Below are 25,794 nucleotides of genomic sequence, written 5' to 3' on the forward strand. Positions count from 1 at the left end.
TTATCCGGGCGCCATAAAATCAATCAGCTTCCTCACCCGCGCGGGCAAAAGGCGACGACTGGGATAGACTGCGAACAAATCCCGCGTCAAAGGGATAGTGTCCGTGACCTCAAGCCGTTGCAGGTCTCCGTCCACCATATCCAAAGGCAGCATCGCGACACCCAGGTTGCGGCGGGCCGCCTGAGCAATGACATCAAGGTCCGTTAAACTGTGCGCGGTGTGCTTCGGTTGCAGAGTTTCCCCGCTCTCAAGCACCCAGGGCTGACCAGCTGTCAGGGCGGTCAAAGCAAGAAAGTCCGGTCTGGATATCGGCCCGTCCAACGCACGCTCCCGAATGAAGCCCTGTCCCGCACAAAAGCAATAGGGAACCGACCAGAGCCGTTTCGCGACAAGGCTGGAATCTGTCAACGGGCCGACCCTAAAAGCCAGGTCGATATTGTCGCGAAAGAAATCCAACATGATGTTGGTCGTGGTCACCTCAAGTGCCACATCCGGATTCTGCTCCGCAAAATCCAACAGCCGAGGGCCAATGGTCGTGCGCGCGGCCAACGGAGGCGCCGTGATGCGGATGCTCTGGCGTCTGGTATCGTCGGTAAAACCCGCGATACCCTGCAACGACTCAATCGGGTCCTGGCATCGATCCAGAAGGCGGCGGCCCTCTTCCGTCAGGCGAACCTGGCGGGTTGTCCGCTCGAACAGTTTGGTGCCCAGATGGCCTTCCAACTCTGCAATCCTTCGGCTGACCCGGCTGAGGGGTATACCCAGGCGGTCCGCAGCCCTGGAAAAGCTGAGATGGTTGGCGACGACAGTAAACAGGGCAAGGTCGTTGTAGATCATTATTCTAATTTTGGGATTATACCTTCCGATATCAACTATTATCTTCCGATGACGTGACCTCTACCTTCTGCGCAACAGAAGGAGACAGCTCATGCCTTTCGCCATTGATATCACCCAGACCGGCAAACCGGACGTTTTGCGCGAAACTGACAAGGCGACCCCGACCCCCGATGCCGGAGAAATCCTGATCCGCAACAAGGCCGGGGCGGTCAACTTTATCGACACGATCATCCGTCGCGGTGAGATGCCCGAGGGAATGATGCCCGATCTGCCTCATACACCCGGAGTTGAAGGGGCCGGATTGGTCGAGGTGCTGGGTGAGAGGGTCGAAGGCTTCTCTGTCGGAGACCGAGTGGCGTGGATGGGGCCGATTGGTGCCGGTGGGTACGGGACCCATTCGGTGATCGCAGCGCCCTATGTCACCCGGCTGGCCGAAACCGTGGACTTCGAAACCGCGGCCGCTATCCCTGTCAACGGGATGACCGCCTATCACATGCTGGTCAATTTGGGTGGCGCAATGGCAGGCAAATCCGTGCTGGTTCACGCGGCAGCCGGGGGCGTAGGGACTATGGCCCTACAGATCGCGAAGCATCTGGGCATGACGGTGATCGCCTCGACCAGCACCGACAAGGTTGGGTATGCCAAAGATCAAGGTGCCGATCACGTCATTGATTATCGCACTGAGAACGTCACCGAGCGGGTGATGGAAATCACCGGCGGGTGCGGCGTGGACCTGACACTGAACCCGATTTCCGGAGAGTCTCTGAAATCAGATCTCGATGTGCTGGCGCCTCTGGGTACCGCCGTTCTGTTCGGGTTTCTTGCCGGTCCGCCCGCAGGCAGTTTTGCCAAGGACTTGGCGAAGCACTTCCAGAAATCCGTCTCGGTCCGTGTCAGCGATATATACACCTTTTTCGTCAATCGCCCCGATCAGTTTAGCGCGGATATGGCCACAGTGTTTGATGTGCTTGAGACGGGAATTCTGCGCCCGCAGGTCACCGCCCTGCCCATCGCCCAAGCCGCCGAGGCGCACCGCCGACTGGAAGCCGGTGAAACCACCGGCAAGCTGGTGCTGAGTATCGACTGATCACTCCAACAAAAAAGGAGCCATAGAAATGAGCGCGGTTTTCGAAACCGCCCTGAAAGGCAAGCACATTGTCATTGTCGGCGGTAGCAGCGGTATGGGGAAGGCAACTGCAAAGATGGCCACCGCCCTCGGGGCAAAGATCACAATCGCAAGCCGCAGTGCTGCCAAGCTGCATGCGGCGGCAGACGAGATCGGCGGCGGGGTGCAGATCGCACAGGTCGATACAACCGATGAGACCGGCGTGAGATCATGGGCTGGTGTACTGGGCCCGGTGGATCACCTGGTGATCTCAGCCTCAAGTGCTGCGCATGGTGCGTTCGCCGATCTGCCCACAGACGATCTGCGCGCCATGTTCGAGGCCAAGTTTATCGGCCCCTATTTGGCTGCGCGCGAAGTGTTGCCCGTGTTGGTCAAAGGCGGCTCCATCACATTCTTTTCCGGTGTGCTCAGCCGTCGCCCATCCGCCGGGGCCACGGGCCTCGGCGCCGAAAATGCCGCGGTTGAGGCGTTGGCGAAGGGGTTGGCGCTGGAGCTGTCCGGACGGGCGCGGGTGAATTGCATCAGCCCCGGCATGGTCGCAACCGAAGCCTATGCCGCAATGTCGGAAGAGGCACGTGAAGGCATGTATGCGCAGGTTGGTGGCAGCCTGCCTGTGGGACGCGTCGGAGAGGCCGAGGACATCGCGCAAGCCGTGATTACGGCGATGACGAACAGGTTTTTAACCGGCTCCGTTCTGGATGTGGATGGTGGCCATCTTGTACGCGATTGACGCCTGACCCAAGTCTGGCGAAAAGAACACAGCCTGCCCAAAACAGCCTTTGGTCTGGCTTTGGTCAAAGCTGGCAAATCGTTTGAAGGCGGTGCGCAAGTTGGGCCGAACGCAAGCGCAGGCGCAATTTCTTAGGCTCCCGGCTCATTGAGTTACAGCTAAGACAGAACGGTTGCCGCGAGAGCGCTTGCTGAGAGGGAGATCTTCGGGCGTCTGTCATACCGAGTGGCGACACGGCACCAGTCCTTAAGGCGTCCGAACATGATTTCAATCCTATTTCGTCGTTTGTAGCGGCGCTTGTCCTACCGGGCAGGCTTGCCGCGTGATTTGCGGCCTGGCATGCAAGGCTTTAATCCCTTGTCTATCTGGGCTTCTCTGAACCCGTCGGCATCGTATCCGCGATCTCCCAACAGCCAGTCAGCCGATGGCAGACTGTTCACCAGAACCCTGGCGCCCGTGTAATCGCTCACTTGGCCAGCGGAGATTTGGCCAGCGGAGATAAAGAACCGAAGAAGGCGACCGACGCTGTCAGTGATGGCATGCAGTTTGGTGTTCATACCGCCCTTGGTGCGACCGATCAGTCTTCCAAGCCCCCCCTTTTCAGCCGCAGGCTGGAGGCCATGCGGTGTGCTTTGAGGTAGGTTGCGTCCACTGCCCGTCAGGGCAATGCGCAGCAATGTCCCGGGAGGGGATCATGAGGGTCTTGTGATCGGTTCCCTCCGCAGCGAGCCCCATCATGATCCGAGCGAACACACCCATATCGCTCCACCGCTTCCAACGGTTGTACAGCGTCTTTGGCGGCTCATATTCGCGAAATGCATCAGACCACCGCAACCCATTGCGATTGATAATAATAATCCCGCTCAGCAAACGCCGGTCATCCACTCGCGGCTTGCCATGGCTTTTCGGAAAGTAGGGCCGTAAACGCGCCATCTGTTCGTCAGTCAGCCAGAATAGGTTGCTCATGATACACCCCTGAAACTCAGGGGATTGAAGCACGCAGCCAAGGCGGCGACAACGAAATCAATGGGTCCTGACCTTAGAATGCACCCGTAAAGCATCGTCATTAACAATCCGAAGGGAGTTCGAATCTCTCATCACCCACCATCATTCCCCCAAAATTCCTGCTCGTTTCCGCGTCCGGGGCCAATCATCATTGATGCCGGTCCTGAACGTCTATCGCGAATAAAACCCTTCTCGCAGTTCCTGTCTGAGACGCAGACGCTCGGGGTATTCTTTCAGAAATTGTTCGGGGGGCTTGCCCTCCCAGACTTGCGCGTAAACCCGCATCTTGTTGCCGCCATAGATCTTTTCGAGGTCTTCATCGGAATACCCCCTTGCCCAGAGATCATCGGTGATTGCGGCAAGGATTTTGGCCAGCTCACCGTTGCCGGTCGCCCCTTTGTTGAACGCGTCGATCATATAGCCGCCATCATCATACATGCTTGCGTTTGCAGTCGCCCATTGCACGACGAGTTCGAGCGAGAACATGTCATCCGTTGCGATCCCAACGTGGTCGACCCCAACAAGTTGAACATAGTAGTCGATCATGTCGGCGGCTTGCTTGGGTGAGATATCTTCAGGCCAAACGCCGTCCATCATCCATTCAGTGAATGTCGGAGAAACATAGCCACCCGATTTGGCCGCACGCAGGGCCTCATCATCGGGAATGGCCCGATAACACCCGCGTGGCGTCGCACCGGGTTCGTTTGCGTAAAGCCCGGCAGGAACCGAATGCGTGTAAACATAAGGCACGCCGGGATAGTTTTCGTCCATGTAGTCCATGGCGTCGTTGGCCGTTTTGGAGCCCGTGTGGCTCAGGTCCAGAAGGATGCCGAAACGCACCATTTCATCGATCACCGACTTGCCCCAAGGGGTCAGACCGATATCGCGCCCGTTATAGGCCGCCAACTGCCCCGACCCGGTGCGGAAGATATCGTTGTAGGCTAGGATCATACTCTTGATCCCCATATCCTTAAGCAACGCCATCTTCCTCAGGTCGCCATCCAGAATCGTCGCCGTCTGGCTGTTCCAGATGACCGCCGTCTTGCCTTGAATATGGGCGGCTTCGATATCGCGGGTTTCATTCACGATCAGGTAATTCTCTGGCTGTTGCGCCATCGCCGACCGGAAGCGGTAGTGCTGATCAAGAAAAGTCTCAAAGGACATATCCGCTGCGGCCAGCGTCATCTCATGACCTGTTATTCCGTTGTCCCGAGCGCGCGCGAAGTAAGTGTGCAGCTGTTCGTCTTCAGTCCAGCCGGTGCCGTAGGGGCTGGCCAACATGCCAAGAACGATTGTGTCCTTCACAAACTGCTTCGCCTCATCTGACGCATCCCATGTCTTGCTTTCCTCGCTCGCGTGCAGCGCGGCACCGAATACGATTGCAATGGTGCTTGCGGCCAACAAAGTTTTCATGACTGAGCCTCCCAAATTGGCTTCGGGTGAATTGCTGCTTTCGAGCCGCATCAAAAAACGATCCGGGTTCGCAGGCTGAACAACGTGATACTATCCTGATTTGGGTTCAGCAGCGGATTGGAAATGAACTGTAGTGACGGCGTGATTTGCAGACCGGGTGAGATCGAAAAGCGATAGAATGCTTCCAGCGTGAACTGATCGCCGTCGATGTTTCTTGCTTCGGCCCAGTTCAGACCCAAACCGGCCAGATCGGTGTTTCGACCGTAATAGCCCAGCCCCGCAGAAACCGAACGATCATACAGCGCTGCCGTGCCTTTCGACGCCCCTGCCCGAAAGAACGGCATCCATTTGTTGTCGACAAACCAAGCCGCGGAAAACACGGCACCATAATCTTCTGCACGACTGCCATCGTCGGCCGCTTCTGCATGCCAGAGGGTCAAATGGACATTGTCGAAATAGATGCGATCAAAGCCCGAAGTGTAGCCAATCTCAAACGATTTGAAGAGATTGCCGTCGCTGAACACGTCAAGACTTGGATCAGACGGATCGGCGTTTGCGTCTGCAACGCTGGCAACGGCGTAGAAGTTTTCGCTCAGCTTTATCCCACCGGCAATGCCAATTCCCTGGTTGGGTGTGTTGATTGTCGGGTTGGTGTTGAACGACAGGTTTTGGAACCCGCTGTAGGGGCTGACCAATCCATAGATATCCACAAAGTCCGTCACATCAATCTGGCCGACTTGCAGCGTCCACGCGCCGTTCTCGGCCCTTTGGGTCCAAAACAGGTTGGTCAGCAACAAACCATTGTCGTTGAAGGCAGTCCCGGTGATCGACAATGCGCCTCCGTCCAGCCCAAGGAATTGCGGGGCAACATCGGTGTATCCGTGCCGATCTTCGATTTTGAATGTCAATGAACCCCGCTCGGTTGCCTGCCAACTGCCGTAGACGCGAGCGATTCCACTAGCGGCTTCACCAGTTCCCGAATCGGCGTTCGTGGATTGACCCAACGCCAGTTAATCCACGTTGAACCGAAATCCGCTCTCGGCCAGCCGGTCTTTCCACCGAAACCAACCCGGCGCGATGTTGCGCGGAAATCCGGAACGGTATTGCGGATCGGTCAGGCCATCGCCAGGTTTCAGCTCGGCCTCGACCGAAGAAGGCCCGGACAACCCCTGCGCAGACGCCGTACCCGCGCAGGCAATACTCAATGCGGCAACAAGGCGCCTTATCATTCCGACGCCTTTGCGCCGCCAGCTTTACGATTGCCAGCAGCTCGGACGCGATCGGCTGCACGCTGTCTCCATTCCAGACCGTCGGCCTTGGTTTCCAGCGTTTCAACGCTGTCCGTCTCCAATTTGAAGGTTGCATTCATCGGCACAAGCCCATCCACGACCATCATGTTCTGAACCGAGGGTTCAATCGTCAGCCTACCTGTGAGCCGAACGGGTTCATGGAAGTAACTGGGGGCCCAGTCGCCGTTCAACCGCACCCGGATCATCTGATTGGGCGGAGGCGGGGGCATGTGGCTGCACATCCCGCGTTCTGGCACCAAATATGCAACCGCTCGCCCGTCCGGATCTTTCGGCGCGGGAATGGCAAAGCCTGTCAGCGTAACACTCTGGCCATCAAGTTGCGGATTTCCGTTTGTTCCTGCCTTTCTTCGCCGCTCTTTCACATCCTCTCGCTGATCGAGCAGCCAGTCGACATCAACGCCACCCTCGGCCAAGGCGTCTTCAGTCTCGGTCAGAAGCTCTTGCCATTTCTGTCTTTCCTCAACGCTGCCGACATCCTGCTGCAACCTGCCGCGCAAGCGCACGACGAAGAGGACATCGTCAAACTGTTCAGGGCTCAGATCACGATAAGGGTCATCGAACACCTGCACCGACGGGTCCGGAAGGTCAGACCAGTCAAGCGTCGCATGGGGCGTTGCCATTGCGGAATGACCGCTCAGGACAAAGCCAGCGAAAACTGCGGCGCGAAACCAAGAGAACATCAAATCTCTCCAACCGTTATTTGGGTCAGTCCAGTGTGTTCTTGTATATCACACCGTCCTTCATAATCAGTCGGATCGTTTCCGGGCTTTCCGGCCTCGGGTCGGCGCCAAACCATTGATCCCCGGTTCCAACGACGGAAAAGTCTTCAAGTGGGTTTCCGTCGATCAGCAGGATATCAGCATAGGCCCCTTCCTCGATAACGCCCAGATTGCCCTCGGGATAGGGGTTCATGAACGGTCCGGACAAAGCGGCGATTTCACCGCCAGTAGATGTCATTGCGACCAACGATGCGTGAGAGCCAAAGAACTCATTATTGAGATGTTTTTCATAGGCAATTTGAATATTGCAGGCAGCTACAGAACCTACGCAATCCGTGTGAAACCCTCTTTTAGCTGGGCACTCATTCATGTTTTTTATGTAGTCGCCGAAAGCCTGCGTGGCGGACTGTGCCTTTCGTAAGCTGGCTGGGACATCTCGAATGGCAGGAATATCGAAGAGATTTGGATCAAATGCCGTGAGATTGGTTGTGATGTAGGCTCCTTTCTCTTCCATCAGCGCTGATATTTCACAATCAAACATGAACCCGTGTTCAATTGATCGCACACCAGCATTCAGTGCCGCCATGATCGTTTCCTTGCGGTAGGAATGGGCCATGACGTAGCTTTCGTATTCGTTGGCAACCTGCACGGCCGCTTCTAACTCTGCCGTCGATCCAGCCAATAACTGCCACGGGTCAAACACTGAAACTACACCGCCTGATTGCATGTACTTCAGTTGTGTTGCTCCCATCCGAAAGTTGTTACGAGCAAACTTGTACATTTCGGAGACACTGTCGACTTCTTGGGCCATATTCAGACGGCTGAAATTTGAAGACTGGCCAACAGGTGCTGTAAAGTTGGCGAAATCAGCATGGCCACCACGCGTACTTAGAAAAGCAGCCGCAGGGTAGAAACGCGGCCCGACAATAGTACCGGTGTCGATTGCGCGGCGAAGCCCTCCATTAGCGCCACCTGCATCTCTTACGGTGGTAAAGCCTTGCATTAAGTACATCTCAGCCATTTGAGTGCCGTGAATCGCGAGGTCTTCCCAAGTGCTGTTGGCTTCCATTGCGGGCAACGTGGGTCCTGGCAGCATCAGGTGTGCATGATTTTCGATGAAGCCGGGAGTCAGTGTCCGCCCTTCTCCGTCAATAACCGTAGCATTGGGGGCATCAATCACTTCAGTTGATACGGCCTTAATCAGGTTGCCCTCGACCAATACGCTGGCATTCTCGATACGTTGCTCATTCACGCCATCAAAGACGTGCACATTGGTGAACAGCGTTTGAGGATCTTCTTGATCCTGAGCCTGCGCAGCCACCGAAAAACCAAAAACTGCCGCGACCATTACCGCCGGGCAAAGGGATATTCGCATGTTGGTCATAGGTCTTCCCTTCACATTCACGTTTTACCGAACGTAGCCCGAAAACTCTTGGGCGGGTTGCCACTTTTGGATTAACATGTGCGAGTGTGACCGCAAAAAAGGCCACTGAACGAAACCATTGGTTTAAACAAGGGTGACGGGCGTGCCACTCAGCTCCACTTCTGAAGCGCATAGCGAAGGCTTTATCCGCCTCGCGCTGGCCGCCCCGTTTCTGCAATATCTCACCGACTGCAGGATCAATCCGCAACCGGCCTTGGATCAGGTCGGCTTGAAGGCCGACCTGCTGTCCGACCCATCTGTCTATGTCCACTCAGAACTGGTCTATGGTCTGTTGAATGCCTTCTCAGAGTTGTCAGGGGATCGATACCTTGGCCTGAATGTAGGAGAGACATTTGACCTGCAAGGATGGCCGCCATTCGCCCGGTCACTGCAATCCTCGAACACTCTGTTCGAGTTTTTTGCCCGGTTCGTAAGGCTTGTTCCACAAGAGTCCAACGCCGTCCGGCACAGTCTTGTCGTGGAAGCAGACAAAGCGATCTATCGGATCGCGCGGCAACAAGAACCAACCGTTCCGCCCGTTCAGGTTACCGGGTTTGGAGCTGCCATCTATGTGCGCCTGTTGCAAAGCGTGGTCGGAAATGCGTGGGATCCGTCCCGGGTGCGATGGGAAAGCAGATACATCCTTGGCTTGCCACGCGGTTACAAAGGTATCGAAGTCGGTCTTGGACCCAACCCCGGAATGCAGATCAGTTTTCCCGTGGAATGGTTATTTCTGCACCATGCGGCAGAGGAGTCCGAAGCGCCGCCAGCCACGATTCGACACAATGAAGACGTCACCGTAGTGGCCGCTTTGCGGTCTGTCTTGCGTGGAAAACTGGATGAGTCAGAGCTGGGGCCGGAGGTTGTGGCCGGATTGCTGGGTATCCAGCCCGAGCGGTTCCTGAAAGCACTTCAGAAACATCAGACAACACTTCCCCGAGAGGTAAGGCGTCTGCGGGTCGATGTCGCCAAGGAGCACCTCAGAGAAAGCAAAATGACAGTTGCCGAGATCGGCCTCATGCTTGGCTATTCCGACAAGTCCCACTTCACTCGGTTTTTTCGAAGCCAGACCGGTGTGACGCCAACAAAATTCCGCCTTGGATAGCAACCGCGCTGCGAATGGGCGGGTTGGCGTTCCACTGCCTCTCTCATGTATGTCCACCAAGGGATGGCCATGATTTGCGCCACGTTCATGGATCAATACCAAGGGTTGAAAAAGCAATTGCCCGATGGCCCTTTTGGCAACGCATGCGCCGTCACGCATGCCTGTTGCGGCTCGATCGGATGTGATCTTGAAAGCGGCAGGAAAGGATATGCCCTTGAACCGTTCCGCAGTTTGTGCAACTTCAAATCGCTGACAACACCAGGCATCTCTGGGAACCTGTGCGCTTGGCGGCAGCGCAAGACGGCGCTTGGGTGCATCTGCGGATTGGAAAATGCGCTTCTGTTTTGCTGAAGATGCCAGGAGTTCGAGTGTCTCTTCACCCACCTTTTTACCTTCTAAATCTCGACGCTCAAATACGGTTGAATCGTCGTGGCGGCGTTGCAACCGGTTGCAAGTTCAGGTCGATGATGCATAATGCTGGGGCAATGCCAAACTTACCTGTTTTCCTGCCTCGCTGTTATCGGAGTCCCGCAGCGTGAGTGTGACCCTGAAAGACGTGGCCGCCTTGGCTGGCGTTTCACGGTCCGCCGTTTCGCGCACCTTTACCGAAGGTGCCTCGGTTTCCGCAAAAACGCGCAGCAAGGTTGAAAAGGCCGCCCGTGAGCTGGGCTACAGCCCCAATGCTCTGGCTTCGTCGCTGACGACCGGGCGCACCAAGCTGATCGGGTTGATTTCGAACAACTTTCACAACCCGATCTTTCTGGAAGTCTTCGACCAGTTTACACGCGCCTTGCAGGAACGCGGCCTGCGCCCGCTGATCGTGAACCTGACGGACGAGACCGAGCCCGCCAATTCCGTACGCATGCTGCGGCAATACTCGGTGGATGCGGTGATCGTCGCCTCGTCGACCTTGCCGCCCAGCTTTGCCAAAGCGTTCCACGATGCGGGCGTACCGGTGGTGCACACGTTCGGCCGGTCTGCCACCTCGCCCGAGGTGCATGTGGTCGGGATCGACAATGTGGAATGTGGGCGCATGGCCGCGCGCGAGCTGGTCGGGCGGGGTTATGCCAGCGTGGGCTATCTGGGCGGGCCGCAGGATGCGACCTCGTCCCTGGACCGGCAACGGGGCTTTATCGAAGAAATGGCCAACCATCCGCAGATTCCCGTCAACCACTCCTTCGCCGGGGCTTATTCCTTCGAGGCCGGCCGGGCCGAGATGCTGCGCCTGCTGGCCGGTGACCCGGCGCAGGCCTATTTCTGCGGCGACGACATCCTGTCGATCGGGGCGCTGTCGGCGCTGGCTGATCACGGGCTGAAACCGGGCACCGATATCGGTATCATCGGCCTGAACGACATGGAAATGTCGCGCTGGGAATACATCAAACTGACCACCATCCATCAGCCGATCAAGCAGATCATCACCTCGTCCGTCGATCTGGTCGAAGAGATGCTGAAAACGCCCGACCGCTACCCCGAAGCGCGGATCTTCCCCTGCCGGGTGGTCGAGCGGGGCACGTTGCGGCCCCGCCCCTGATCAGCGGAACATCGGCGGGCGGGCCTCCTGCCAGGCACCATCTGCTTTGCCCGACGCAACAGCCGCGTGCACCGCTGCGATCGATCGCACGCCATCCGCTGCGTTGGGCAGGCCATCCCGGCTTTCACCGCGGATCGCATCCGCCAGATCGCAATAGATATTGGCAACGGCCAGCGGGAAGCCTTCGGGGTGCGCGATGGCGACCCGAGACAGGCGTTGCACTTCATCATGCAGCCCCCCCTCGCCCTTTTCGATGATCTGGGTGCGCCCTCCTACCGGGGTGTAGATCAACTGGTTGGGTTGCTCTGACGCCCAGCGCAACCCACCGGTTTCGCCAAAGACCTGTATGTCAAAGCCATGCTGGCGCCCGATCGCCACAGAAGATGTCCAAAGACGCCCGACCGTGCCGCCTTCCATACGGAAGTTGATCATTGCATCGTCTTCCAGTTCCCGGCTTGCGATCGTTGAGGCCAAATCAGCCGAAAGCGTCTTCACCTCGTCATCACAGATAAAACTGGCCATATGCAGGGCGTGGATACCGCAATCGGCGAACTGCCCGGAAACCCCTGCCATCGCAGGGTCATAGCGCCAGCGCACGCGCGGATTGTCCGCATCGGTGGCATCCCCATGATGGCCGTGGCTGAAATTGGTCACCACAAGACGCACCCGTCCGATCTCGCCCGAGCGCACCATAGCGCGGGCCTGCCGCACCATCGGATAGGCGGAATAGCAGTAGTTCACCGCGCAGATCTTTCCCGATGCTTCGGCGACGCGGACAATTTCCTCACCCTCTTCCACAGTCATGGTCATTGGTTTTTCACACAAGACATTGAAGCCCGCCTCAAGATAGGCCTTGGCGATCTCGAAATGTGTCGAATTCGGCGTGGCGATTGTCACCAGATCGATCCGGTCTTTACGGTCCTTCTCACCCGCCAGCATTTCTTGCCAGTCGCCATAGGCACGATCGGCGGCAACGCCCAATCGCTGCGCGTATTCCCGGCCCGCTTCGGGCCGGTGATCCAGCGCGCCAGCAGCAAATTCAAACAGCCCGTCAGCCTGTGCCCCCAAGCGGTGCGCGGGGCCAATCTGGCTGCCTTCACCACCACCGATCATGCCCCATCTCAACTTAGCCATGGTCATTGTCTCTCATTAGAACTTTTTTGTTTGAGCGATCAGAAATCGCGGATGTCTTTCCACTGCCGCTGCTCTGACGATGCCAAGGCGGCGGCAAGCACCCGGTTGACCTCATGCCCGTCGCGAAAGGTGGGCCAAGCGGCTCTTCCGGTGTGGATGGCCTGAAGAAAATCCTTGGCCTCGATAATGATCTGGTCTTGATAGCCTGTTCCGTGGCCCGGACCTTGGCAGAAGGGCTCGTAATCCGGATGCGCCGGGCTTGTCAGGATTTTTGTGAACCCACGGGACGCTTCGGGCCCTTCCCGCTTATACAGCCACAGCGCGTTCTGGTCCTCCTGGTCGAACCGGATGGCGCCCTTTGTTCCCGATATTTCATAAGCATAGCCCATTTTTCGCCCCGTCGCGACGCGGCTGAAATACAGGTTGCCCATAACGCCATTTTCAAAACGGCACATCATCTGGGCATGGTCGTCATTTGTCACCTCACCACCCGGTCGGGTTTTGTGAACCGTTTCAACATCCGCCATCACCTGTGCGATCGGACCAACCAGCGCCAATGCACCGTTGACCATATGCGGTGCCAGATCTCCGATGGTGCCATTGGCCATGCCCGTCGTACGCCAGGAGGCAGGAGCGTGCGGGTCGGCATAGAAATCCTCGGTGTGCTCCCCCCGGAACCAGGTGATATCCCCGATTTCACCATTGGCAATAAGCTGGCGGGTGTATTGCGTCGCAGGTGTGCGAACATAGTTGAACCCCACCATGTTGACCGCGCCAGACGCTTCGGCAGCAGCAACCATGGCCAGACTGTCGTCAAGGGATACGCCCAGTGGTTTTTCACACAAGACCGGTTTACCCAATTCAAACGCCGCTTCGGCAATCTGGCGATGTGTCGATTGAGGAGAGGCGATGACAATTGCCTGAACCCTGGGATCCTCAACCAATACCAGCCAATCATCAGTCGCTTTGTCAAATCCGTAGGCTGTCCTGTAACGTTCGGCGCTTTCAGGGCTGGACGCACAAATGACCTCGAGCCGGGGTCGCAATGCCGTGTTGAACACCGCACCGACCGCTGACATAGCCACGGAATGGGCCTTGCCCATATAGCCGCCGCCGACGATTCCAATTCCGATTTCAGGCATCTGCAACGGCTCCGAACATATCATTTGCAACCGGTTGCAAAATCAGTATCGTGTGAATCGATTCAACGCAAGGTCCAAACTTTGCCGACCCATTCTGCCGGAGGACAAAACTTGAGCGCTTTGATGGATGGTATCAAAGGAAACCGCTTCGCCGTTCTGGGTCGCGCAGGCATGGACCTGTTCGCTGACCCAATTGGCGTCAAAAGCGAGGAGGCCAGCACGTTTCATGCCGACCTTGGTGGTTCTTCTGCCAATATTTGTGCCGGGCTGGTCAAGTTGGGCAGCGAGGCGTCGCTGATCACGTCCGTCTCGGACGATGCGATTGGGCGGTTCTGTCTGAACCGGTTGCGGCATTACGGTGTGGACACATCCTATATCCGCGTTCTGGGCGGCGAATACCGCATGTCTCTGGCCGTGTACGAAAGCCGGATCGAGGACTTTCAGAATGTGATCTATCGCAACGGAGCCGTTGATTTCCAGGTCACCAAAGAGGATATGGACAGGGTCGATTATTCATCTTTCTCGGCAATCATCTCGGCTGGAACGGTCTTTGCGTCCGAACCGTCGCGCAGCGCCACATTCCGGGCCTTCGAGAACGCCCAAAGCGCAGGGCTGCCGATCATCTTCGACATCGATTACCGCCCATACAGCTGGCCCTCGGCCGAGGTGGCTGCCGAAGTTCTGTCGCGGGCTGGCGAAGCCAGCAACCTGATCGTCGGCAACGACGAAGAGTTCGGATTCATGGCCGGCGGCATCGAAAAGGGTTTTGCCAAAGCGCAGGAACTTGCCCAAAAACCGGGTCGGATCGTCATCTACAAGATGGGCGAAAAAGGTGCTATCACCTTTGTGGACGGGCAAGAGCTGCGAACCGGTATTTACCCGGTTACGGCCGTCAAACCCAACGGGGCTGGCGACAGTTTCATGGCCGGGCTGCTGGCCTCGATCGCCGCGGGGCACGATCTGAAAGACGCGGTCATGCGCGGTTCGGCCTGCGCGTCGATCGTGGTGTCGCATCCCGGTTGCGCACCCGCCATGCCAACGACACCAGAACTGGACGCGTTCCTCGCTTCGCATCCCGGCCCGACCACATAGGAGAGTACCATGCATATCGCGCCCTATGACAATCAGAACAAACCCATCGTAGACGCCGATGATCCGACGGTTCCGCTGAACTATTTCAACATCGTCAAACTGAAAAAGGGCGAGGCCTTCGAATACAAGGTCCCGGGTTACGAAACCTGCATCGTGCCCGCCACCGGCAGCGTCGACGTGGACGTCGAGGGCGTGCGCTTTGCCCATCTGGGCAACCGGGGCGAGGATGTCTGGGATGGCGAGCCCGAGGGCGCCTATGTCCCGTCGGGGGCACGGGCGCAGATGGTTTGCGTGTCAGAGACGGCCGAGGTGTTCGTGGCAGGCGCAAAGTATGACAAGGTGCTGGATCCGTTCGACGTGCGCGAGCATGACCTGGTGCAATATGGCAGCGACGACACCAAGACCCATCGCAAGATCAAGCATATCCTGGGCCAGAAGCAGCATGACAAGGTCGGCCGCCTGCTGGTCAGCGAGTTGTTCACCGTGGGTCAGGGCGGCTGGTCGGGCTTTCCCAGCCACAAGCACGACACCAACCGCCTGCCGGACGAGACCCGGCATGACGAAACCTACAATTTCCGCTTCAAACCCAACTGGGGCTCGGGCCTGCAGATGCTGCAGCGCGAGGACAACGAACCGGGCGATGCCTATCACATCGTCGATGGCTCCACGATCTGCATCGACAAGGGCTATCACCCTTGCTGCGTGCTGCCGGGATACGAGATGTATTACTTCACCATCCTCGGCGGGCTGACCCAGCGGTCGCTGGTGCAGTATTTCCAACCCACCCATGCCTATCAGATCGAAACGATCCCGGGTATCAAAGACATGATCGCCAAATTCAAATGACCCTCGCTACGCTCAAAGACGTCCTGCAACCCGCCTACGAACAGGGCTATGCCGTCGGCGGCCTGGTGACGCTGGGCTGGGAGGACATGCGCGCCTATGTCGCCGCCGCCGAGGCCGAGAACGCCCCGGTGATCCTGCAAGCCGGCCCCAGCTGCCGCGAGCACACCCCGCTGCCGATCCTGGGCAAGATGTTCCGGTATCTGGCCGAAAACGCCTCGGTGCCCGTGGTGGCGCATCTGGATCACGGCTATACCTTCGAGGATTGCAAGATCGCGCTGGACAGCGGGTTCACCTCGCTGATGTTCGACGGGTCGCGCAAGCCCTTGCAGCAGAACATCGATGAAACCGCCGCGATTGCCGAAATGGCCCATGCCGCCGGGATCTCGTGCGAGGGCGAGATCGGCTTCGTCGGGTATTCCGGCGGTGAAGGCTCAAACGGCACGGATCCCGAGGAAGCCGCGAAGTTTGCCCGCGACAGCGGCGTGGACGCGATGGCAATCTCGGTCGGAAACGTCCACCTTCAGCAGAACAAGGAAGGTGGTCTGGACGAAAACCGCATACGCCAGATCGACTCCATGACCGAGGTTCCACTGGTCATCCATGGCGGATCGGGTGTGCCGGTCGAACAGCGCGCGCGGCTGGCGCGTGAAACCGCGATCTGCAAATTCAACATCGGGACTGAGCTGCGCATGGCCTTCGGCGCCGCGCTGCGCGAGGCCGTGAACCGTGAGCCCGACCGGTTCGACCGGGTGACGATCCTGAAGGAAACCCACGATCCGGTCATGGCTGCCGCCCGCACCGTGATCCGCGCCTTTGGTGCGCCACCGCAGCGGTGACGCTCAGAGCGTGAATGCCGAACGGAAGGCGTTTAGCGCGTCTTCCGGGTCGCCTGCGGCGAAGGCTTCCATCCCGACCGGGACATGATAGCCCAGATCGTTCAGCGCACGCGCCACGGCGGCATAGTTGATCTCGCCAGTTCCGGGCTCGCACCGACCGGGATTGTCGGCCACCTGCACCTCTCCGATCCAGGGCAGGCATTTTTCACACCAGCGGATCAGATCCCCCTCGCCGATCTGGGTATGGTAGAGGTCGAGATTGATCCGCAACTGCGGACGATCAACCGACGAAACCAAGGCGAGCACGTCCGCCGTTGACCCGAACGGACAGCCAGGATGGTCCAGCAGGTTCAGGTTTTCAAGCGTGAACACCACATCTTCGGCCTGGGCCAGATCACAGATCCGGTTCAGGGTGTCCCTGGCCTTGAGCCACATCGGCCCTGTGACCTCGTCATGCTGCCAGATCGGTATGCCACCATCACCCAACCCGGTGCCGTGCAGATTCAGACGCGCAACGCCCAGACGCTTGCCGACCTGAATTGTTTCGGCGGCCGAGGCCAGCAGCATCTTGGCCCCGTCATCGTCGGCCAGCCGCCCCTGAAGATAGCCGTTCATGATGGTGAAACTGGCGCCGGTTGCGACCAGTCTGGGAATATCGAGCTCCGGCCAGTTCCACAGCCCGACGCCGAACCCCATCTCGGCCAGCCGGGCGGCACGCCAATCCATCGGCCTGTCCAGCCACAGCATCTCGGCACAGGCCGCAAGTTGAAACGGTTGAGGCATTGATTTCTCTTTCGGTATGGAAAGACTTAGATCGACCCGCCTTCGACCATGAAGTTCCCGGCACTGCACATGGCCGCGTCGTCCGAGGCCAGAAACAGCACCATCCGCGCCACATAGACCGGGTCGATCGGGTCGGGCAGGCACTGACGATCCACTTGCTTTGCCAGAGCCTCGGGGGTGACCCACAGATCTTTCTGGCGCTGGGTCATGATCCAGCCGGGCACGACCGTGTTGACGCGGATGCGGTGATCGCCCAGCTCGCGCGCCATGGTGCGGGTCAGTCCATGCACAGCGGATTTGGCGGTGGCATAGGCAGGGAAACCCGCCCCGGCCTGCCACCACGAATTCGACCCGATATTGATGATCGAACCTGCACCCTTGGCGATCATTCCAGGTGCCACCGACTGAAGGGCAAAGAACATGTGGCGGATATTGGTCGCCATACGCTCATCCCAATAGTCAGGCGTGACGTCGCGCCAGTCGTGCCGGTCATCCCGGGCCGCGTTGTTCACCAGCACATCCGCGTCGCCCAGCTCTTCCACCAATTGCCCTATTGCGGCGTTCATCTCGTCAATGTTGCGCAGATCGCATTGGGCGAATGCATGCTCTCCGTCCAGCTCGGAAAGCAAAGCAAGCCCGGCATCGGCGTTGAGGTCCAAAAACCCAACCTTTGCCCCCTGTTCGGCAAAGGCCCGAACGGTTTCCGCGCCAATTCCGCCGGCGCCTCCGGTGATGAAAACCGTCTTACCTGCAAGGCTTGGGTAATTGGCGAAAGTATGGCTCATCCGTCACGCTCCATGATCCATTCGACCTCGGGGGCCGGAACGAACCGCCATTTCCGCAGCGGTCCGGCCATGACGTTCAGATAGTACATCTCAAACCCATAGGGCGCACCGCAAGGGTGGTGGCCGCGCGGGACGATCACAACGTCGCCATCTGATACCGCCATCGTCTCATCCAACTGGCCGTCATCGGTGTAAACCCGCTGGATCCCAAACCCGTTCGACGGGTTCAGGCGGTGGTAGTAGGTCTCTTCCAGATAGGTGATGCGGGGATAGTCATCCTCGTCGTGGCGGTGGCTGGGATAGGACGACCAGTGGCCATTCGGCGTGAACACCTCGGTCACCAGCAGGCTGTCTGCGTAGTCCTCATTCTCCATGGCGATATTGTTGATGTATCGCGTATTTACCCCTTTGCCGCGTTCGGTCAGGGTTATGCCATCAGGTCCAATCCGACGCGCCGTATGACCGCCCTTACCCGGCGCCGAACAGATGGCCACAACGCAGTCGGTTTCCGCCACGGCCTCCCACTCGGTTCCATTGGGCAGATACAGGCAATGCGGCGGTGTTTTTTCGAATACACTCATCCGGTCACCCAGAACGCCCCAATCCTGCCTGGCCCCGGTGATCCGCGCCTTGCCTTCGACCATCACCAGAATGACTTCGCGATCTGCGGTCACTTCGTTTGCGCGATCCCCGGCCTTTAAATGATAAAGCCCGAAGCCCACATAATTCCATCCAGCGCTTGACGGAGTGATGTCATGTACCTTGCCGTGGGTTCCGATCGGTTTCTTCAGCAGGTCTGCCATTCTTGTTCTCCTTCTTGGGCGGCCCCCGAGTGCCCGCCTGTGTTGAATTCAGGCAGCTTGCCTTTGGTTCCGGGCCGATAGGGACTGGGCCAGCCGCGCCTGGGTCCATCCTTCCGCAACCGCGCGACGCAGAATATCCGCCTGGCTTTCCGGCGCATTGCCCCCGACCGGGGGGTCCGTGTCCAGATTGGTCGGGAAGGGATAGCCCTCTGCCGTGGCCGCTATGACCGCGTCCAGTTCTGCTACCGTCAGATCGCCCCGTTGTTTCAGAGCAATCAAAGATGGGAATACCGCCTCGGACATCGCCCGCCGATCCACCGACTCCATCGCGCGCCCGAAGGCGGATGAGATTTGCAGCAGGTTTGCCATGCGATTGATGTCGGCGCTGCTGTTCGCGCCCGCCGCATGGAACAGCGCCGGATTGAAGAACACCGCGTCCCCCTTTTCCAATGGCAACTGGATACAGCTGTCTTCGAAATGCGCCCGGTATGCTTCATCGTGGAACGCCAGATAGCCCGGCGGGTAGAGCTGCGAGAACGGCAACAACTTGGTCGGCCCGCTTTCCACCGGCATGTCACAATGCGCAACCGCCCCTTGCAGGGTCAGCGAGGCCGTCACCAGATGAGCCTGTGCGGGATACCTGGCCGCGCTTTCGGCGCTTTGAAACCCAAGGTGATAATCCCGATGCGCCTGTTGCGCCTTGCCACCGGGACGCACCTGATTGATCTGAGCGGTCACCTGATAGTTCGGGCCAAGCCATGCTTCACATGCCGCCGCAATCGCCGTGTTCCCGAAATAGAGCACAAAGCCCTCGGGGTCGCGCAGGCATTGCTTTTGCAGCGCGTTCCACACCCGGTCATTCGCGCCCGAGGCGGCAAAATGATCGCCCTCACCGGCGCCACCCTGGCGTTCTTCTTCGATGATTTCACGAAACACATCCGTCGCCCGATCAATGATCGACGTGTCGGGATACGCCCCTTTCAGGGCGATCACACCGGCGGATTTGCCCAGCACCCGGCCCCATTCTGCCAGCAAGGTCCTGCGCGTATCAGGCCGTTCCAAACCGGGGCTCAGTGCCTGCATATCATAGACGGGCACGTTCTTTTCGACCGAGGCGGCAAAAGGCACCGTCTCGGCGGAAAGAGTCTGAGAGGTCAACACCTTGAATTCATCCAGATCACAGGATTCCCGGTCGAAATAGCCGACATATCCAAGGTCCTGTTCTACCATGACGTGCTCCTCTCTGATGGCTTCGGTGTTGCCCCGTTGTGGTGGTGATCTATGAGGTGATCTTCAGCCCGGCCTTGCCGCAGACCTCGACGATGTGGTCATAGCCCATTTTCGAGTACTCATAGGGCGGCGCCTTAACCGGGTCCTGCTCTGCCTCGACCACGATCCAGCCGTTGTAATCCATTGCTTTCAGTGCATCGGCCACGGCCTGAAAGTCGATGCAACCGTCACCCGGCACGGTGAACGCGCCCGCGATCACCGCATCCAGAAAACTGCGATTGTTCTCACGCGTGTCCTGTACGATTTCAGGGCGGATATCCTTGAAATGCACGTGATGCACCCGATCGCCCCAACGGTTCAGCGTGGCCATCACATCGCCGCCACCAAACAGCAGATGGCCCGTATCGAAACACAGGCTCAATTCGGGGCCTGACCCCTCCATCAGCCAGTTCACCTCATCTTCGCTTTCGATGATCGTGCCCATGTGATGGTGATAGGCCATGGGCATGCCCTGATCCGCCATCCACTTGGCAAGTTCGGTCAGTTTGCCCGCATAGGCCAGAACCTCGTCCCTCGAAAGTTTGGGGCGATCATTGACAGGCGTTCCGATCTGTCCCTGAACGGTATTGGAACATTCGGCATAAACGATGCACGGGCTGTTCAGCGCAACGAATTGTTCGACCTGTTCGCGCACGACGGCGATCTCGGCGTGCAGGTCGTTGACCAGCGTACTGCCCGAGCACCACCCCCCGCACAGCGCGATGTCATTTGCGTCCAGATAGGCGCGCAACCCTTCGGTGTCGGCGGGCATCCTCTGGCCCCGTTCGACACCTGTATAGCCGATCTCGCGCGCTTCTTTCAGCGCCTGCTCCATCGTGTAAGCTGCGGTCAGGTCCGGCAGGTCGTCATTCTGCCAGGCAATCGGAGAGATGCCGATCTTCACGCTCATTTCGTGTTTCTTTCCTTGATAGCGGCTTCATAGGCCGCGCGTTTTTCATTCACTTCGGGGCGGGTGCTGACCTCGGGCACCGCCACTTCCCACCAGGTTCCGCCAAATTCGGTCGATGGATAGGGATCGGTGTCGATCACCACGACATAGGGGCCTTTGACCTCATCGCGTTTGGCCAGCGCGTCTTCGAGCTCGGCAATCGAACTGACCTTGACCGAAGTCGCCCCCATCGCTGCCGCATGGGCGGCAAAATCGATGGCTGATTTTGTCTCGTGCACAGTGTGGTCGAGAAGGTTGTTGAACTCGGCCCCGCCTGTCCCCATTTGCAGACGGTTGATGCACCCAAACCCGCGGTTGTCCGTGACAACAACGGTGAACGAAATCCCCATCATCGCCGCCGTCGCCATTTCCGAGTTGGCCATCATATAAGTGCCGTCACCGGTAAAGCAGATCACGTCGCGGTCGGGCTGGGCCATTTTGATGCCCATGGCGCCGGCGATCTCGTACCCCATGCAGCTGAAACCATATTCCATGTGATAGGCTCCGGGGCGTGGTGCCTTCCAAAGTTTGTGCAGCTCACCCGGCATCGTTCCAGCCGCGCACATCGCAACAGTGTTTTCCTTGGCGGCCCGCTGCACGGCGCCGATCACCTGCATATCCGTGGGCAGTGCATTGCTGTCCGCAGGGGCATCCGTCAGCGCATCAACTTTGCCGAACCAATCAGATTTCAATGCCGCAGGCAGATCCGGCGCGCGATGGCCGCCCAGCGCTTCGCTGAGCTCATCCAGACCAACCCGAGCGTCGGCCTGCAACGGCATCGCTCCGTGCTTTTCGGCGTCGTAGGCGGCGGTGTTCAAGCTGATCAACTCACGCTCGGGGTTCGCGAACAAACCCCATGACCCGGTGGTGAAGTCCTGAAACCGGGTGCCGACGCCCAGCACAAGATCCGCCTTTGCGCAAATGTCGTTGGCAGGTTCGCCCCCGGTCACACCAACAGGACCAAGGTTGAGCGGATGATCCCAGGCCAATGCGGACTTGCCGGCCTGTGTCTCGGCCACGGGGACGTTGTGTGCCTCGGCAAAACGCTGCAACGTGGCGGTTGCGTCCGAATAATGCACACCTCCGCCGGCAACGATAACGGGACGCTTGGCGGCCTTGATCGCGGCAACGGCGCGCGCCAGTTCCCCCTCATCCGGGCGAATGCGGCGCTGATACCAGACGCGCGCCTCAAAGAAGCTTTCGGGATAGTCATATGCTTCGGCCTGCACATCCTGACAAAAGGCCAGCGTCGCCGGGCCGCAATCCGCCGGGTCCGTCATCGTGCGGAAGGCGCGCGGCAGAGCCGTCAGCAGATGTTCCGGGCGGGTGATGCGGTCGAAATACCGGCTGACCGGTCTGAAACAATCATTCGCACTGATGGTTCCATCCGAGAACACTTCGGGTTGCTGCAAAACCGGATCAGGGCCGCGCGTCGCAAATACATCGCCAGGCAGCAACAAAACAGGCAGACGGTTCACGTGGGCCAGAGCAGCGGCCGTGACCATGTTGGTGGCCCCCGGTCCGATCGACGATGTCACCGCCATGGCGCGCCGCCGACCCAACTGCTTGGCATAAGCAATCGCGCTGTGTGCCATGGTCTGTTCGTTGTGACCGCGATAAGTGGGAAGACTGTCTTTCACCCCATGCAGCGCCTCGCCCAGACCTGCCACGTTGCCATGGCCGAAGATCGCCCAAACACCTGCGATGAACGGCTCTCCGGCCTCGTTCATCTGCGCCCCGAGATAGCGCACCAGAGCCTGCGCCGCGGTCAATCGGACTGTTTTGCTCATCATGATCCCTTTCAACTCGGATCCGCCATCGGCGGTCCGCGGGTTTTCTCATTTGCGAAGGTGTCAGGCCTTTTGCCAGAGCCTGAAATCAGAGTGGCGTCAGGTGCCACCGCCCGATGGATGCCCCCTTGGGGGCATCCGAGTGTTTTGCTTTAGACAGTACCGCCCAGCGATCCCTCAAGCTCGGCCATTTCCTGACCGCCGGCCATCAGGTCCTGCAACTCTTCGGGTGTGATTTCACCGCGTTTAGCAGTGCCCAGAGTTTTGCCGCGGTTCAATACGGTAAAACGATCACCCACCGCCAGCGCATGGCGCACGTTGTGGCTGATGAAAACCACGCCGACACCCTGGCTGCGCACCCGGTCGATCGTGGCAAGAACATTCGACGTCTGACGCACACCAAGCGCCGAGGTCGGTTCGTCGAGGATCAGGATCTTGGCGCCGAAATACACCGCCCGCGCGATGGCCACCGTCTGACGTTCGCCGCCGGACAATGTCCCAACCGCCTGATCCGGTGCGCGCAGATTGATGCCCATCTTGCGCATCTCTTCCATGCAGACTTCATTTGCATGATCCACATCGAACCGCTTGAGCAACCCTTTGCCCTTGGTGGGTTCGCGCCCCATGAAGAAATTGCGCGTCACGCTCATCAGTGGGATCATCGCAAGATCCTGAAACACGGTCGCGATGCCCGCTTCCATTGCATCGCGCGGCGTGTCGAAATGCAACGGCTGACCTTCGAACAAAATCTCGCCCTTGGTGGGTTTGTGCACCCCGGACATGGTCTTGATGAAGGTGGACTTACCCGCGCCGTTGTCGCCCAGCAGGCAATGGCATTCCCCGGGCTTAACGTCAAAGCTGACGCCAGCAAGTGCGATGATATTGCCAAAGTGCTTTTCGATGTCTTTCATCTGAACGATGGGCGCCTGGTCATCGACGGCATCGCCATGGTGGAACTTGGTGTCTTCGGTCATATCAGCGCTCCCCGGTTACGCGCTTGCGGATCGCGTTGTTGAACAGAACGGCAATCAACAGCATGGCACCCAGGAAGACCTGGAACCAATCCTGATCAAAGTCGGTATAGGTCAGTCCGATGACGACCATTCCAAAGATGATCGAGCCGAAGAAAGCCCCGATGGCCGAGCCGTATCCGCCGGTCAGCAGGCAGCCGCCGATCACCGCGGCAATGATCGCCTCGAATTCCTTCTGGAACCCCCGCCGCGCATCGGTCGAGCCCGCGTCCATGACGGTAATGATCGCCACAAGGGCGGCACAGCACGCCGTCAGCATGAACAGTGAAACCTTGACGCGGTTCACCGGAACACCCGAATTGGATGCAGCCGTGCTGTCTCCACCCGAGGCGAAAATCCAGTTCCCCACCGGGGTACGCAGCAGCACGTAGGTTGCCGCCAGTGTAATGACAATGAACCACAGGATTTCGACGGGAATTCCCGGGACCTTGGGCGCGCCGCTTTTGAATGTATCGATCATGCCGTTGGCGGCCAGCCATGCGAACAGGCTGCCGAATGCTTCGCCCGAAAAGAAGGGGGCCAGCCAGTCGTTTTCGACCGCGTCGCGCACACCGCGCAACTGGGTCGAACCGCCTGTCGCCATTTTCAGGCCCACCAGTGACAGGCCACGAAGGATGAACAGAAACGCCAGCGTTACAATGAACGAAGGCAGGCCCGAACGGATCACGATATTGCCGTTGACCGCACCGACACAGGCCGCAAATACGAATGTCATTGGGATGGCAAAGATCAGCGGCAGTTGCCAGGTCACGACGCAGACGCCGAAAAACAGCCCCGAAAACGCGACCATCGATCCGATCGACAGGTCGAACTCTCCACCGATCATCAGCAGTGCCGCACCGATCGCCAGGATACCCAACTGTGCCGCAGGAGTCATGAAGTTCATGACACCGGCCAGAGTGAACATCGATTCATCTGCGGTGATCGCAAAGAACACGAATACCAGAACCGCACCTGCAATGGCGCCCAGCTCGGGTCTTTTCATCAGTTTGGTCAGGAATGGTTCTTTCTTGACCCTTTCGTCCGACAGGACGGGCGCTGATTCACTCATGGTTTCCTCCCAATTCGGTGAGACCGGCGCGTTGGCGCCGATCCTGTTGTTTGTCGAGCCACGCCGAAATCAGCGGATACCTTGCGCGGACAGTTCGATGACCTGTGCGGCCTTGTCCTGAGTGATCAGGTTCGGACCCGAAGGCACGTCGCCGCCCGGCATCAGGCCGTATTTGGCGTGCAGACCCATGAAGTTCACCGACAGGTAGCCCTGAAGATACTGCTGCTGGTCAATGGCAAAGGCCGCGTCACCATCCACGATTGACTGGAGGAAGTTGGCCGACAGGTCGAACGAGGCAACATTCAAATCCCGCCCCGAGGCTTTGGCCGCGGCGACCGAAGGCTCGCCAGCCGAGCTTGCGCCCAGCGCCATAACGGTATCGACGCTTTCGTCAGAGGCCAGAGCGGCAGCAACCTTGGACTCGATCTCGGACGGATCGTTCGAGGTCGGCAGAACGGTTACTTTACCGCCAAACCCTTCGGTGAAGCCTTCACAGCGCAGGTCAAGTGACACGTTGCCGACCTCGTGGTTGACACAGATCGCACTGGTTCCACCCATCGAGGCCAGCTTTTCACCAGCCGCCTTGCCCGCATCATATTCGTCCTGACCCACATGCAGCAGAGCGCCCAGTTCCTTGGCCACTTCCGCGCCCGAGTTGATCGAGATCACCGGGATACCGGCGGCAACCGCACGTTCGATCGAGGGGCCAAGCGCATCGGCATCCGGGATCGAGACGATCAGCCCGTCAGGCTCCTGGTTCACGGCTGCGTCGATCAGCTGCGACATGGCAACCATGTCAAAGGTTTCAGGTGCACGATATTCCACGTTCACACCGACATCTTTTCCGGCCTGCTCAACGCCGTTTTTCACGACGTTCCAGAATGCGTCATTGGCCTGGCCATGCGACACGACCACGATTTCCTGCGCAAATGCAGGTGTGGCCAAGGCCAGTGCCCCCGCAGCAAGCGCGCCTTTAACGAATTTCTTCATTTCAGTTTCCTCCCAATGGTTCAGTCTGATCTTCTGTCGGGGTACCAGCCCCGATCATCCGGCTGTGCCGAATCTCAGTGGCTGCGGCGCT

The 25,794-nt window shown here is 58.6% G+C and carries 24 protein-coding genes and 1 pseudogene; 7 read left to right on the forward strand and 18 right to left on the reverse strand.

What is annotated here, in order from left to right; all coding sequences use genetic code 11:
* Positions 1 to 837, reverse strand: a complete 837-nt coding sequence (locus GOW09_RS13140; RefSeq protein WP_171118953.1) for a LysR family transcriptional regulator — start codon at positions 835 to 837, stop codon at positions 1 to 3.
* Positions 838 to 928: 91 nt separating this feature from the next.
* Here GOW09_RS13140 and GOW09_RS13145 point away from each other — a divergent pair, with 91 nt between their 5' ends.
* Both GOW09_RS13145 and GOW09_RS13150 read left to right on the forward strand, forming a co-directional pair.
* A complete protein-coding gene (locus GOW09_RS13145; RefSeq protein WP_171118955.1) occupies positions 929 to 1,924 on the forward strand; it encodes a zinc-binding dehydrogenase in 996 nt (331 codons plus the stop codon).
* Between the two features lie 28 nt (positions 1,925 to 1,952).
* Entirely contained in the window at positions 1,953 to 2,693 is a 741-nt protein-coding gene (locus GOW09_RS13150) for an SDR family oxidoreductase (protein ID WP_171118958.1), read from the forward strand.
* Positions 2,694 to 2,851: 158 nt separating this feature from the next.
* On the opposite strand, the pseudogene GOW09_RS13155 reads toward GOW09_RS13150, so the two are convergent.
* The 6 genes and pseudogenes from GOW09_RS13155 to GOW09_RS13175 all read right to left on the reverse strand — a co-directional run bounded on the left by GOW09_RS13155 (position 2,852) and on the right by GOW09_RS13175 (position 8,524).
* Positions 2,852 to 3,659: pseudogene (locus tag GOW09_RS13155) on the reverse strand (IS5 family transposase).
* A 210-nt stretch (positions 3,660 to 3,869) separates the two neighbouring features.
* Positions 3,870 to 5,111, reverse strand: a complete 1,242-nt coding sequence (locus tag GOW09_RS13160) for a membrane dipeptidase (protein ID WP_171118960.1) — start codon at positions 5,109 to 5,111, stop codon at positions 3,870 to 3,872.
* 50 nt (positions 5,112 to 5,161) lie between these two features.
* Positions 5,162 to 6,019: a carbohydrate porin gene (locus GOW09_RS13165; RefSeq protein WP_371808051.1), complete on the reverse strand. Its 858-nt coding sequence runs from the start codon at positions 6,017 to 6,019 to the stop codon at positions 5,162 to 5,164.
* A gap of 102 nt (positions 6,020 to 6,121) precedes the next feature.
* Complete coding sequence (locus tag GOW09_RS22640; RefSeq protein WP_254442742.1) at positions 6,122 to 6,340, reverse strand: hypothetical protein; 219 nt, start codon at positions 6,338 to 6,340, stop codon at positions 6,122 to 6,124.
* A complete protein-coding gene (locus tag GOW09_RS13170; protein WP_171118962.1) occupies positions 6,337 to 7,101 on the reverse strand; it encodes a DUF3299 domain-containing protein in 765 nt (254 codons plus the stop codon). Before GOW09_RS13170 ends, GOW09_RS22640 begins: the two co-directional genes overlap by 4 nt.
* Positions 7,102 to 7,126: 25 nt before the next feature.
* Positions 7,127 to 8,524, reverse strand: coding sequence for an amidohydrolase family protein (locus tag GOW09_RS13175; protein WP_171118964.1), 1,398 nt, complete (start codon positions 8,522 to 8,524; stop codon positions 7,127 to 7,129).
* Between the two features lie 142 nt (positions 8,525 to 8,666).
* Between GOW09_RS13175 and GOW09_RS13180 the strand changes: the two genes are divergently transcribed.
* Entirely contained in the window at positions 8,667 to 9,668 is a 1,002-nt protein-coding gene (locus tag GOW09_RS13180; RefSeq protein WP_171118966.1) for an AraC family transcriptional regulator, read from the forward strand.
* 535 nt (positions 9,669 to 10,203) lie between these two features.
* Positions 10,204 to 11,202, forward strand: coding sequence for a LacI family DNA-binding transcriptional regulator (locus GOW09_RS13185; protein WP_171118968.1), 999 nt, complete (start codon positions 10,204 to 10,206; stop codon positions 11,200 to 11,202).
* Here the strand turns inward: GOW09_RS13185 and GOW09_RS13190 are convergent, their stop codons facing one another.
* Entirely contained in the window at positions 11,203 to 12,336 is a 1,134-nt protein-coding gene (locus GOW09_RS13190) for a Gfo/Idh/MocA family protein (protein ID WP_171118970.1), read from the reverse strand. It lies immediately after the preceding gene.
* A 38-nt stretch (positions 12,337 to 12,374) separates the two neighbouring features.
* On the reverse strand, positions 12,375 to 13,478 hold the full coding sequence (locus GOW09_RS13195; protein ID WP_171118972.1) for a Gfo/Idh/MocA family protein: 1,104 nt from the start codon (positions 13,476 to 13,478) through the stop codon (positions 12,375 to 12,377).
* 123 nt (positions 13,479 to 13,601) lie between these two features.
* Between GOW09_RS13195 and GOW09_RS13200 the strand changes: the two genes are divergently transcribed.
* From GOW09_RS13200 to GOW09_RS13210, 3 genes are read left to right on the forward strand one after another with little or no spacing between them, the layout of a single operon-like run.
* Complete coding sequence (locus tag GOW09_RS13200) at positions 13,602 to 14,570, forward strand: PfkB family carbohydrate kinase (RefSeq protein ID WP_171118974.1); 969 nt, start codon at positions 13,602 to 13,604, stop codon at positions 14,568 to 14,570.
* Between the two features lie 9 nt (positions 14,571 to 14,579).
* Positions 14,580 to 15,416: a 5-deoxy-glucuronate isomerase gene (locus tag GOW09_RS13205; protein ID WP_171118976.1), complete on the forward strand. Its 837-nt coding sequence runs from the start codon at positions 14,580 to 14,582 to the stop codon at positions 15,414 to 15,416.
* Positions 15,413 to 16,252, forward strand: coding sequence for a class II fructose-bisphosphate aldolase (locus GOW09_RS13210; RefSeq protein ID WP_171118978.1), 840 nt, complete (start codon positions 15,413 to 15,415; stop codon positions 16,250 to 16,252). The genes GOW09_RS13205 and GOW09_RS13210 overlap by 4 nt, the downstream gene beginning before the upstream one ends.
* Positions 16,253 to 16,255: 3 nt before the next feature.
* Here GOW09_RS13210 and GOW09_RS13215 read toward each other — a convergent pair whose 3' ends face one another.
* From GOW09_RS13215 to GOW09_RS13255, 9 genes are all read right to left on the reverse strand, one after another.
* A complete protein-coding gene (locus GOW09_RS13215; RefSeq protein ID WP_171118980.1) occupies positions 16,256 to 17,035 on the reverse strand; it encodes a TIM barrel protein in 780 nt (259 codons plus the stop codon).
* A gap of 26 nt (positions 17,036 to 17,061) precedes the next feature.
* The gene (locus GOW09_RS13220; RefSeq protein WP_171118982.1) at positions 17,062 to 17,820 is read right to left on the reverse strand and encodes an SDR family NAD(P)-dependent oxidoreductase; all 759 of its coding nucleotides are present in this window, start codon (positions 17,818 to 17,820) and stop codon (positions 17,062 to 17,064) included.
* Positions 17,817 to 18,623 (reverse strand): 5-deoxy-glucuronate isomerase, encoded by an 807-nt coding sequence (gene iolB / locus GOW09_RS13225; protein ID WP_171118984.1) that lies wholly within the window; start codon positions 18,621 to 18,623, stop codon positions 17,817 to 17,819. The genes GOW09_RS13220 and iolB overlap by 4 nt, the downstream gene beginning before the upstream one ends.
* Positions 18,624 to 18,671: 48 nt before the next feature.
* A complete protein-coding gene (locus GOW09_RS13230; protein WP_171118986.1) occupies positions 18,672 to 19,853 on the reverse strand; it encodes a phytanoyl-CoA dioxygenase family protein in 1,182 nt (393 codons plus the stop codon).
* A 49-nt stretch (positions 19,854 to 19,902) separates the two neighbouring features.
* Positions 19,903 to 20,802: a myo-inosose-2 dehydratase gene (iolE, locus tag GOW09_RS13235; protein WP_171118988.1), complete on the reverse strand. Its 900-nt coding sequence runs from the start codon at positions 20,800 to 20,802 to the stop codon at positions 19,903 to 19,905.
* A complete protein-coding gene (iolD, locus tag GOW09_RS13240) occupies positions 20,799 to 22,631 on the reverse strand; it encodes a 3D-(3,5/4)-trihydroxycyclohexane-1,2-dione acylhydrolase (decyclizing) (RefSeq protein WP_171118990.1) in 1,833 nt (610 codons plus the stop codon). The genes iolE and iolD overlap by 4 nt, the downstream gene beginning before the upstream one ends.
* Before the next feature lie 152 nt (positions 22,632 to 22,783).
* Positions 22,784 to 23,605, reverse strand: a complete 822-nt coding sequence (locus GOW09_RS13245; protein WP_152459131.1) for an ATP-binding cassette domain-containing protein — start codon at positions 23,603 to 23,605, stop codon at positions 22,784 to 22,786.
* A 1-nt stretch (position 23,606) separates the two neighbouring features.
* Positions 23,607 to 24,713 carry an ABC transporter permease gene (locus tag GOW09_RS13250; protein ID WP_171118992.1) on the reverse strand — a complete coding sequence of 369 codons (1,107 nt, stop codon included), beginning with the start codon at positions 24,711 to 24,713 and terminating at the stop codon, positions 23,607 to 23,609.
* 69 nt (positions 24,714 to 24,782) lie between these two features.
* Positions 24,783 to 25,703 (reverse strand): sugar ABC transporter substrate-binding protein, encoded by a 921-nt coding sequence (locus GOW09_RS13255; protein WP_171118994.1) that lies wholly within the window; start codon positions 25,701 to 25,703, stop codon positions 24,783 to 24,785.
* Positions 25,704 to 25,794 lie beyond the last annotated feature (91 nt).

Source organism: Ruegeria sp. HKCCA5463, assembly GCF_013034175.1.
Taxonomy (GTDB): Bacteria; Pseudomonadota; Alphaproteobacteria; order Rhodobacterales; family Rhodobacteraceae; genus Ruegeria.